Source organism: Salipaludibacillus sp. CUR1, from assembly GCF_021028955.1.
Lineage (GTDB): Bacteria > Bacillota > Bacilli > Bacillales > Salisediminibacteriaceae > Salipaludibacillus.
Map to the genome: position 1 here is coordinate 1 of NZ_JAIWPE010000047.1, position 10,441 is coordinate 10,441.

Here is a 10,441-nt window from a genome sequence, read left to right on the forward strand (position 1 = left end):
TGCGTTGAGGAAAGAAAGATTAATTACCTCCAACCTTTCCGGCTAAAAACTGATTACTTTTTTTGGACAAGTGCTTCGCTGATAGATCATGATTTTCGCCGATAGAACTCAAATTTCGCTAATTGAGCCTCGATTTTCGCTGATAGACCCCTCATTTTCGCCGATAGACATAAAAAATTGCTGGTTGGCCGCTGAAAATAGGTGCCCAGCCCATCAACTTCCACGCAGACAACCACCAGACGGGATTTTTAAATTTTTGCGGGGCTCACACCTCTATAAAAAGGTAGAATCATTTATAAGATATGATAAAATGAGATAATATGGTAATTATTATCCGATAAACATATTTTCAGGTAAGTCACTTTGGGGGGAAATACTATGTTCATACTCTTTTGGATTATCGCTTTTGCTTTGCTTATGTCTACTTTATTTGCTATAGAGCGTAAGCTGGCCAGATCGAATGAGCTGAAAGAAGAGCTAATATCTCTGCTTAGAAGCAGGGAACAAGAATAGTTTTCCATACATAGCTTTGCTGAAGCTAAATGTTCATTTAAAAATTATCAATAAAATTTTACTTAAAAGAGAGGAGTATTTTATGAAGGTTAGAAAAGCAGTTAAAGAAGACATCAAAGGAATACAGAGAGTTGCTGAAGATACGTGGCACGATACATACGAGAAGCTTATCCCCCGTAAAATCCAGGATCAGTTTTTAAAAAATGCTTATTCTGATGAAACGGTGGAGAGAAAAGTTACTAACAGTCTTTTTCTGGTTGCAGAAGATAAAGGTAAAATTACCGGGTTTGCCAACTTCTATTTCAAAGACGAAAGGGCTGATTTGGCTGCTATATACATTGACAAGGAATACCAGACAGAAGGGATTGGAACAAGTCTTCTAAACAGAGGACTGAAGGAGCTTCCCCTGCAAGTTAATAAGGTATATGCAGAAGTGGAGAAAGGTAACGACACAGCTGAACAGTTCTATAATGCGAAAGGATTTACTTTTGTCAAAGAATTCGAAGAGGAGCTTTTTGGGCATAAGTTAAATACAAAGCTGATGGTACTTAATAAGTAAGCTGACTAATATCATTCTCCTTGCGGCTTACAGGTTCCAAAAAAGCCTGTCTTATCACCTTTTTGCTCGCCAGGGGTTGCTGGATAGGAAGGCAGCATATTGATTTATTCAAATCTGTTTCGACACTTTTGCAACAAACGTATATAATAATAGTTGGGTAAGATATAAAAGAATCATGGTTAGCCTGCTGAGACAAGTGGGTTAGTCAGGTCTCAAGAGTGCTAGATGCAGAAAAGGGGAGTGTTGTTAATGAAAAAGAAGGAATTGGACACAAGACTGATTCATAGTCACTTCGACCGCCAGCAGCATCATGGCAGTCTGGCTCATCCGTTATACCAGACGTCTACATTTGTGTTTGATAATGCAGAACAAGGGGAAGCGCGTTTTGCCGGAAATGAAAGCGGTTACATGTATTCGCGCCTTGGGAATCCCACGGTGACAGAGCTGGAGAAAAAAATGGCAGATTTGGAGGAAGCTGAAGAAGCTGTTGCCTTTGGATCCGGAATGGCTGCCGTTTCAGGGGTACTTTTTCACTTGTTAAAATCAGGTGATCACGTGCTTGTTTCCGAGGGAGTATACGGATGTACGTATGGGTTCCTGGAAATGGTAAAAGAAAAATTTAATATTGATTTTGATTTAATGCAGATGTCGAGTGAAGCTGCTATTAAAGAAAGAATCCGTCCGGAAACAAAAGTTTTGTACGTTGAAACACCGATTAACCCGACGATGAAACTGGTTGATCTGAAGATGGTTATTAAAGCAGCTCAAGAAGAAGGTCTTAGAGTAGTGGTGGATAATACGTTCTCATCCCCTTACCTCCAGCAGCCGCTGACTCTCGGTGCTGACTTTGTCATTCACAGTGCTACAAAATATATCAGTGGACACGGGGACGTAATAGCAGGGATTGCTGCCGGTCCGGCTGAAGATATGCAGACAATCCGGATGACTACCCAAAAGGATATTGGAGGAGTCATTGGGCCGTTTGATGCGTGGCTCCTGCTTCGCGGATTAAAAACACTCGCAGTCAGAATGGATCGTCACTGTGATAATGCCCGCTTTATTTTTGAAAAACTAAAAGAGGAACAGAGTGTGAAGAATATTATCTATCCAGGAGATAAAAACTTTGCCCAGCACCATTTAGCAAAAAGCCAAATGAAAGATTTCGGAGGACTGATCAGCTTTGAAATTGAAGGAGGGAAAAAAGCAGCTCAGGCATTTATGAATGAGTTAAGTGTTGTTCAAGTAGCGGTCAGTCTGGGAGATGCTGAGTCACTTATTCAGCATCCTTCTACTATGACTCATTCTGTTGTACCTGAAGAAGACAGAAAGAAGATGGGAATAACGGATTCTCTCGTCAGGCTGTCTGTAGGACTGGAAAGTGGAGAGGATATTTGGCAAGATATAAAGCAGGCGCTTGAGAAGGCGTATATGAAGATTTAAAAAATAACCCCTGGCCAGGCACAGAAGAACCTGGCCGGGGATTATTTGATTAGGGCATTATTCGGTTACTCATTCTCCAAAAAATAACGTTTCCAGAAGCTGTTTGCTTTTTAGCTGAGTAATATTAAGGAATTCTTTGATAACTGGGAGGTCGTTAGAGGCAAACGTGTAATTAAGTTCTCCCCACCACTCAATTTCGTACCGGCATATCATACTCAGCTGGTAGAGAAGCATGTAATGTACCAGCAGTTCAGGATATGTCATATTAAACAGCGGCTGAATAACAGGAGCATAATAGCTCCCATCTATCCCTTGCCGAAAAAAGCAGGCTCCCTGTGAAGGCAGAGAAGACAATGTCATATACAGCATGTTTTCTTCTTTCCTGCATGAGAGTGTTCCATTAATATCAGTCGAAAGCTGTCTGACCCACGTGTTTAATGTGTCAGGCCAGTCAGAAAACGCATCTAAAGGTAAAGTGAATGAGCTGGCGGTTTCTGGAGTTAATTGCTGTAATCCGGATTCTTTAAAAACAGTTTTGAATAAAGACTGCATTTCGGGTAAACTGAGCAATAAATAGCGCATTTTGACTTTTTCTCCGGAAATTTGTTTCACATGAAACAATTTTTCTGATAAATAAGGAAAGAAACCCTCTTTTTGAATACGTACATCATCAGAGAGAAATTGGTACCCTTGTTTTTTCTTTTTTCTGGCAGATAACCCGTGAGCGAGAACCTGGGTGGTGGCAGGATAATCAGGATCTACTGTAAGAAGGGCAGCTTTAAGCCAATGGCTTAGACCGTAAAATAATAATACAGGCTGTATGGTTAAGGGGGCTTTTTGTCCTTGCTGGAAATACTGGTTTCCCATTTCCACATAATAGACACAGGCATAGCTGTTCTGGTAGGCCTTTTCAGCAGGCTTATTAATATGCCGGTTTTCATAGCTGTTCTTCAGATACTGACGGGTAAATGCAGAAGATAAAAAAAGAGAGGTAAATGCTGGTTGTTGATTCATAAAAAAACGTCCTTTCTTATGTCACATTCAGTGCCAGCGCCTCAATAGTTTACATGAAGCTCAAAAGACTGAATTATTAAACAATATCTGTCGCCTTGACAGTAGTTTGTCCTATTGTTAATCTACTAATAATATTTTTGCGTAAATGCGAAAGGGGAATGCATCCATGTGGGAAAATAAGTTTGAAAAAGAAGGTTTAACATTTGATGATGTGCTGTTAACTCCGGCAAAATCAGATGTTCTGCCAAGAGATGTATCTGTAAAGACAAAGCTGTCGGAAACGCTCCAGTTAAATATTCCTTTGATAAGTGCGGGAATGGATACGGTAACAGAAGCCAGTATGGCTATTGCCATGGCTCGTGAAGGCGGATTGGGAATCATTCATAAGAACATGTCCATTGAAGAGCAGGCAGAACAGGTAGACCGTGTAAAAAGATCTGAGAGCGGCGTTATTACTAACCCTTTCCATTTAACAGAAGACCACCAGGTATTTGATGCAGAGCATTTAATGGGAAAATACAGGATTTCAGGTGTGCCTATTGCTGATGAAAATGAAAAGCTTGTCGGTATTATTACAAACCGGGATTTAAGGTTTATCGAAGATTATTCGATTCCAATTAAAGATGTGATGACAAGTGAAGGACTTGTGACTGCCCCGGTTGGGACAACTTTGAAAGAAGCACAGCAGATTCTTCAGAAGCACCGCATTGAAAAGCTGCCTTTAGTAGATGAAGACAGCAGACTAAAAGGGCTCATCACCATTAAAGACATTGAAAAAGCCATTGAGTTCCCTGACTCGGCTAAAGATGCGCAAGGCCGCTTACTTGTCGGTGCCGCTGTAGGTGTTGGCGGAGATGCCGACGCAAGAATCAAGGCTCTGATCGAGGCGGAAATTGATGTTCTTGTCATTGATACTGCACACGGCCACTCTCAGGGCGTTTTAGATAAGGTCCGCAGTGTAAGGGACAATTACCCGAACCTTAATATTATCGCAGGGAACGTTGCCACTGCAGAGGCGACAAGAGATTTAATCGAGGCAGGAGCAAACATTATTAAAGTAGGCATCGGACCAGGTTCTATCTGTACTACACGGGTTGTAGCAGGTATCGGCGTTCCTCAAGTGACAGCTGTATACGACTGTGCGACTGAGGCGAGAAAACACGGTATTCCTATTATCGCAGACGGCGGGATTAAATACTCAGGTGAAATTGCAAAAGCTTTGGCTGCCGGAGGTAATGCAGTGATGCTGGGAAGTCTCCTTGCGGGTGTATCAGAAAGTCCAGGTGAGAGGGAGATTTTCCAAGGGAGGCAGTTCAAAGTATACCGCGGCATGGGTTCATTGGGAGCTATGGAAAAAGGCAGTAAAGACCGTTATTTCCAGGAAAATGAACAGAAGCTTGTACCTGAAGGCATTGAAGGGCGCACGCCTTATAAAGGGCCTTTAAAGGATACGGTTCATCAGCTTGTAGGCGGACTGCGCGCAGGCATGGGATACTGCGGTACAGCTGATTTAAAGGCTTTACAGGAAGAGACACAGTTCATCCGTATTACCAATGCCGGTCTTAAAGAAAGCCATCCTCACGACGTCCAAATCACTAAAGAATCACCAAATTATTCTTAAAAAAATGCTACTATAGATAGGGGTCTCCCCTATCTATTTTTTTGTGAAAAAATATGGTAAAATGACGTTTGGCTGTCGTGAGATCAAGGGTTCCAGAGCATTCAAGAAATCACGGTTGGTGTTTATATAGATAGAAAGAAAGATTTGGAGAGGGTGTAGAGAATTGTTTAAGAAAGTTAATGTGTGGATGCTTATTATGATGTTCTCGTTTGTAAGTGTGTTTACATATACAGGAACAGCAGAAGCGTCTTATCAACCAGGAGTAGACACGGTCATTCTAGTAGACGCGGACAGCGGGAAAATATTGTATGAACAAAATGCTGAGCAGGCTCTTCCTCCTGCCAGTATGACTAAAATGATGAGTGAATATCTCATTTTAGAAGCTGTAAATGAAGGAGATATCGCTTGGGATGACATAGTGCCGGTAAGTGATCATTTAGCTGAATTATCCCATAACAGGGGTTTGTCTAACGTACCGATGCGAACTGATGAAGAGTATACGGTAGAAGAATTGTATGAATCCATTGCGATTTACTCGGCCAATGCAGCCACCATGGCCTTAGCAGAATATATTTCAGGCTCTGAAGGCGCATTTGTCGAAGAAATGAATGAAAAAGGGAAAGAGCTGGGCATGGGCGAGACTCTTCGTGAAGCAGGCCAGGAATACGGTCTGGACAACTTAGAAGAGGTTGCTGCAGAAGGTGTCGGAGATTTTCAGTTTGTCAACACGACAGGGCTTCCGAACAGCTTATTAAACGGCATGCACCCTGATGGGACAGGGCCGGATGAAGACAATTTTATGTCAGCTAAAGCGTCAGCCACTCTTGCCTACCATCTCGTAAATGATTATCCTGAAGTGCTTGATGTAGCAAGCATTCCAGAGAAAGTTTTCAGAGAAGGCACGGATGATGCAGTAAATATGCAAAACTGGAACTGGATGATTGAAGGGACCCAATTATCTGATCTCGATAACCAATATGTAGATGGCTTAAAAACCGGGCATACTAATGCTGCAGGATTCACCTTTACAGGAACAGCAGAGCGTGACGGCCAGCGCCTTGTAAGTGTTGTAATGGGGGCCGACTCCGAGGTGCACCGCTTCCAGGAGACGGAACGCCTTATGGAGTGGGGATTTAATAATTTTTCATTGCAGGAAATTTTTCCGTCTGATATGACACTTGACGGTTATGAAACCGTGCCTGTAGCTAAAGGCCAGGAAGATGAAGTGGCGATTGCTTCCACTGACGGTGTATCAATGGTGATCCATGAAGACGATGAGGAAGCTTATACTTATTCTGTTGAATTGGATGAAAGTATGCTGAACGAAGACGGAGAACTGGAAGCGCCAATCGAAGAAGGCACTGTTGTAGGCCAGATGGCGGTGGAATACAATGGGGAAAATGAAGCAGCATTCCTTCCTGGCGAAGGGAACCAGTTGGCGGTTGATGTAGTAACGACAGAAAACGTAGAACGTGCCGGATGGTTTTCTCTCATGGCCCGCGGGATAGGAGACTTCTTCTCCGGTCTGTGGACCAGTGTGGCTGACACGGTGAGAGGCTGGTTTTAAGCACTTTTAAAACAGCAGGAAATCTTTTCTTTATGATTTTTTTGACTTTTTGAGCAAATTCCTATCAAATCAATCGGTTTTTTCGTTATAATAGTAGGTATGGAATTTACAGAGTATCTTTAAAATAAAACGGAAATGATTAAAGGGGGATCATCATGGAAAGACAAGTAGGGACTGATCGTGTAAAAAGGGGTATGGCTGAGATGCAAAAGGGCGGCGTCATTATGGACGTGGTCAATGCAGAACAGGCTAAAATTGCAGAGGAAGCAGGAGCGGTAGCTGTTATGGCGCTTGAACGTGTGCCGTCTGATATTCGTGCCGCAGGCGGTGTAGCCCGTATGGCTGACCCATCAATTGTGGAAGAAGTTCAAAACGCCGTATCCATTCCTGTTATGGCAAAAGCCCGTATCGGCCATATCGTAGAAGCCCGTGTGCTTGAAGCACTTGGTGTAGATTATATTGATGAGAGTGAAGTTCTCACTCCAGCTGATGAAGTGTTCCATCTAAATAAACGCGACTACACAGTACCATTCGTATGCGGAGCACGTAATTTAGGCGAAGCGAGCCGCCGTATCGGTGAAGGCGCGTCTATGCTTCGGACAAAAGGTGAACCTGGGACTGGCAATATCGTAGAAGCGGTAAGACATCAGCGTTTAATGCAAGCACAGGTAAATAAAGTGGTAGGCATGGCAGAGGACGAGCTTATGACTGAAGCTAAAAACTTAGGTGCGCCATATGAGGTGCTATTAGATATTAAGAGGAATGGACGTCTTCCAGTAGTTAACTTTGCAGCTGGAGGAATTGCCACTCCTGCTGACGCTGCATTAATGATGCAGTTAGGTTCTGATGGTGTATTTGTAGGGTCAGGTATATTCAAATCTGAAAATCCTGCTAAATTCGCAAAAGCTATTGTTGAAGCAACAACTCACTACGAAGATTTTGCTTTAATTGCTGAACTGTCTAAAAACTTGGGACCAGCTATGAAAGGGATTGAAATTTCTTCTATCGAAGAAAAAGACCGCATGCAGGAACGCGGCTGGTAAGCCGGAAAGGTTTTTAAGAAAGAGGTGTAGCAGCATGATTAACATAGGCGTACTGGCGCTTCAAGGGGCTGTAAGAGAGCATGTAAAAGCACTTCAGGCTCCTGATGTGAACGTCATAGTTGTAAAAAAAGTTGAACAGTTGGACGAGATTGACGGTCTGGTCTTCCCGGGCGGGGAAAGCACTACGATGCGCCGCCTGATAAATCTGTACGGATTTTATGAGCCCCTGAAGAAGTTTGCCGAAAAAGGAAATCCTATTTTTGGAACGTGTGCCGGGGCGATTCTTATGGCTACAGAAATTGTTGGACAGACTGAACCCCACCTTTCTATAATGGACATGACTGTTGAAAGAAATGCTTTTGGCCGCCAGAGGGAGAGCTTTGAAGCACGGCTTACTATGGAGGGTGTCGGTGAAGACGTGGAAGGTGTCTTTATACGAGCCCCAATCATTGAAACTGTAGGACCGGGAGTAAAAATTCTTTCTTCCTATGACGGGGATATTGTTGCTGCACAACAAGGACCTTTTCTTGCCTGCTCTTTTCACCCCGAACTGACTGATGATGACCGCATGCATCAGTACTTTGTGAAAATTGTACGGGAGCAGCAGGCAATCGAGGCTTGATTTTAACTCAACGTTTCGGGTATTATAAGAATACAAATTTATAAACAGGTGCGAAGACAGGAACCAGTATCAAGAAGCGTCTTCTTCAGAGAGCCGGTGGCCGCTGTGAACCGGTGAAGACTTCTTGTGAATCCATCCTGGAGCAAACCAGCTGAATATACACATAGTAAGCTGGTTCGGTTCTCAGCCGTTATTGAGAACGAGGTGAAAATGGAGAACTCCGTTTTAACCAGGGTGGCAACGCGGGTAACTCCCGTCCCTGAATGATTATTCAGGGACGGGAGTTTTTTATTTTACTGCAAAATACAAGGACCTGTCGTGAGTACAAAAAAGGAGGAAAAACCTATGTTGGATGTTAAACTGTTAAGAAATCAATTTGACGAAGTAAAGAAAAAACTTGCTCAGAGAAATGAAGACATATCCGCATTAGACGAGTTTGGTGATTTAGATAAGAAGAGAAGGGAAGTTATTCAAAAAGCAGAAGAATTAAAAAGCAAGCGTAATAAAGTTTCCCAGGAAATATCCCAGATGAAGCGCGATAAAAAAGATGCGAGCGGCGTCATTGCAGAAATGCAGAATGTGTCTGCCGAGATTAAGAGACTGGACGAAGAACAGCGGGAACTTGATGAAGATCTTAACCATATTCTTCTTACCTTACCGAATATTCCTCATGAAAGTGCGCCTGTGGGAGCCGAAGAGGATGAGAATGAAGAAGTTAGAACATGGGGAGAACTGCCTGAATTTTCTTTTGAACATAAACCTCACTGGGAGTTAGCTAAAGAACTTGATATTCTCGATTTTGAGAGAGCTTCAAAAGTAACCGGCAGCCGGTTTGTCTTTTATAAAGGACCCGGAGCACGTTTAGAGCGTGCATTGATTAATTTCATGATGGATCTCCACGAAGATGAGCACGGCTATACAGAAGTGCTGCCGCCGTATATGGTGAACCGTGACAGTATGACGGGGACAGGGCAGCTTCCTAAGTTTGAGGAAGATGCATTTAAGATCAGGGAAGAAGATTATTTTTTAATTCCGACTGCGGAAGTGCCAGTGACCAATATGCACCGGGACGAGATTATGCCTGCAGAAGACCTTCCAAAAGCCTACACGGCATACAGCGCGTGTTTCCGTTCCGAAGCAGGATCTGCCGGCAGAGATACGCGCGGCCTTATCCGGCAGCACCAGTTTAATAAAGTAGAACTTGTCCGCTTCGTTAAACCTGAAGAGTCATATGAGCAGCTCGAACTGCTGACATCCCAGGCAGAAAAGGTCCTTCAGCTGCTGAAGCTGCCTTACCGGGTTTTAAATATGTGTACAGGTGATCTTGGCTTTACGGCTGCTAAAAAATATGACATTGAAGTATGGATTCCAAGTAACGAGACATATCGAGAAATTTCTTCATGCAGTAATTTCGAGGCCTTTCAGGCAAGAAGAGCAAATATCCGTTTTAAGCGGGATAAAAAATCGAAAGCTGAATACGTCCACACGCTTAATGGCTCTGGCTTAGCGATCGGCCGCACTGTAGCAGCTATCCTGGAGAATTACCAGCAGGAGGACGGTTCAATTGTTATTCCGGAAGTCTTAAGACCTTATATGGGCGGCAAGGAAAAAATTACAAATTAAAATGTGCTTAAATCCCCCTGTTTTACCTGGGGGATTTTTTTGTGAAAAACAAATTTACATTAGCGCTTTGCTGTGAAAAATCAGTTTCTTCCTATTATATAGATGCCCGGATCGGCATCCGAAACCGAGGATCGGCAAACTGGTCGTCAAAGGGGTCTGTTTGTTTAGCGAGCTTGTAAATATATTAACCTGAACCGGTAATTCCCTTAGTCTCATTATTAACCATTATAAAGCTGGCAGTTAAAGTATTCACAGTTAGTATAAATTATTTTTAAAAAATTCCCTTTTTTTGAAAAAAAATATTCATTGTAAAAAAATCTCTTAAAATAGTGTGCAATGTGTAAAAAAAAGTAGTATAATAACCTATGATGGAAATTATTTTAAATTAATTTCTCTTTAATCTATTTTATCTGATTATTCAATAATTTTATTTATATAA

General features: G+C 42.6%; 10 protein-coding genes and 1 other annotated feature. Of the genes, 9 read left to right on the forward strand and 1 reads right to left on the reverse strand.

All coding sequences use genetic code 11. From position 1 onward, the window contains the following. Window positions 1–378 precede the first annotated feature (378 nt). From K8O68_RS21440 to megL, 3 genes are all read left to right on the forward strand, one after another. A complete protein-coding gene (locus K8O68_RS21440) occupies window positions 379–513 on the forward strand; it encodes a hypothetical protein (protein ID WP_255717130.1) in 135 nt (44 codons plus the stop codon). A gap of 82 nt (window positions 514–595) precedes the next feature. After that, a complete protein-coding gene (locus tag K8O68_RS09925) occupies window positions 596–1,072 on the forward strand; it encodes a GNAT family N-acetyltransferase (protein WP_230896736.1) in 477 nt (158 codons plus the stop codon). Window positions 1,073–1,321: 249 nt separating this feature from the next. Continuing rightward, the gene (megL, locus tag K8O68_RS09930; RefSeq protein WP_230896737.1) at window positions 1,322–2,512 is read left to right on the forward strand and encodes a methionine gamma-lyase; all 1,191 of its coding nucleotides are present in this window, start codon (window positions 1,322–1,324) and stop codon (window positions 2,510–2,512) included. Window positions 2,513–2,581: 69 nt separating this feature from the next. On the opposite strand, the gene K8O68_RS09935 is transcribed toward megL, so the two are convergent. Beyond that, on the reverse strand, window positions 2,582–3,526 hold the full coding sequence (locus K8O68_RS09935; protein ID WP_230896738.1) for a YaaC family protein: 945 nt from the start codon (window positions 3,524–3,526) through the stop codon (window positions 2,582–2,584). A 166-nt stretch (window positions 3,527–3,692) separates the two neighbouring features. Here K8O68_RS09935 and guaB point away from each other — a divergent pair, with 166 nt between their 5' ends. The 6 genes from guaB to K8O68_RS09965 all read left to right on the forward strand — a co-directional run bounded on the left by guaB (window position 3,693) and on the right by K8O68_RS09965 (window position 10,181). After that, complete coding sequence (gene guaB, locus K8O68_RS09940; RefSeq protein ID WP_230896739.1) at window positions 3,693–5,147, forward strand: IMP dehydrogenase; 1,455 nt, start codon at window positions 3,693–3,695, stop codon at window positions 5,145–5,147. 163 nt (window positions 5,148–5,310) lie between these two features. After that, a complete protein-coding gene (locus tag K8O68_RS09945; protein WP_230896740.1) occupies window positions 5,311–6,714 on the forward strand; it encodes a D-alanyl-D-alanine carboxypeptidase family protein in 1,404 nt (467 codons plus the stop codon). 155 nt (window positions 6,715–6,869) lie between these two features. After that, window positions 6,870–7,757, forward strand: a complete 888-nt coding sequence (gene pdxS / locus K8O68_RS09950; protein ID WP_230896741.1) for a pyridoxal 5'-phosphate synthase lyase subunit PdxS — start codon at window positions 6,870–6,872, stop codon at window positions 7,755–7,757. A gap of 34 nt (window positions 7,758–7,791) precedes the next feature. Further along, a complete protein-coding gene (gene pdxT, locus K8O68_RS09955; RefSeq protein WP_230896742.1) occupies window positions 7,792–8,379 on the forward strand; it encodes a pyridoxal 5'-phosphate synthase glutaminase subunit PdxT in 588 nt (195 codons plus the stop codon). Between the two features lie 44 nt (window positions 8,380–8,423). Beyond that, window positions 8,424–8,643, forward strand: a binding site (T-box leader). Between the two features lie 81 nt (window positions 8,644–8,724). Next, entirely contained in the window at window positions 8,725–10,002 is a 1,278-nt protein-coding gene (serS, locus tag K8O68_RS09960) for a serine--tRNA ligase (protein WP_230896743.1), read from the forward strand. 41 nt (window positions 10,003–10,043) lie between these two features. Beyond that, a complete protein-coding gene (locus tag K8O68_RS09965; protein ID WP_230896744.1) occupies window positions 10,044–10,181 on the forward strand; it encodes a hypothetical protein in 138 nt (45 codons plus the stop codon). Window positions 10,182–10,441 lie beyond the last annotated feature (260 nt).

Excerpts from the sequence above, each read along its gene's own strand:
- pdxT (WP_230896742.1), top strand. The coding sequence starts at position 7,792 with ATGATTAACATAGGCGTACTGGCGCTTCAAGGGGCTGTAAGAGAGCAT.
- serS (WP_230896743.1), top strand. The coding sequence starts at position 8,725 with ATGTTGGATGTTAAACTGTTAAGAAATCAATTTGACGAAGTAAAGAAA.
- K8O68_RS21440 (WP_255717130.1), top strand. The coding sequence starts at position 379 with ATGTTCATACTCTTTTGGATTATCGCTTTTGCTTTGCTTATGTCTACT.
- K8O68_RS09925 (WP_230896736.1), top strand. The coding sequence starts at position 596 with ATGAAGGTTAGAAAAGCAGTTAAAGAAGACATCAAAGGAATACAGAGA.
- megL (WP_230896737.1), top strand. The coding sequence starts at position 1,322 with ATGAAAAAGAAGGAATTGGACACAAGACTGATTCATAGTCACTTCGAC.
- pdxS (WP_230896741.1), top strand. The coding sequence starts at position 6,870 with ATGGAAAGACAAGTAGGGACTGATCGTGTAAAAAGGGGTATGGCTGAG.
- guaB (WP_230896739.1), top strand. The coding sequence starts at position 3,693 with ATGTGGGAAAATAAGTTTGAAAAAGAAGGTTTAACATTTGATGATGTG.
- K8O68_RS09935 (WP_230896738.1), bottom strand. The coding sequence starts at position 3,526 with ATGAATCAACAACCAGCATTTACCTCTCTTTTTTTATCTTCTGCATTT.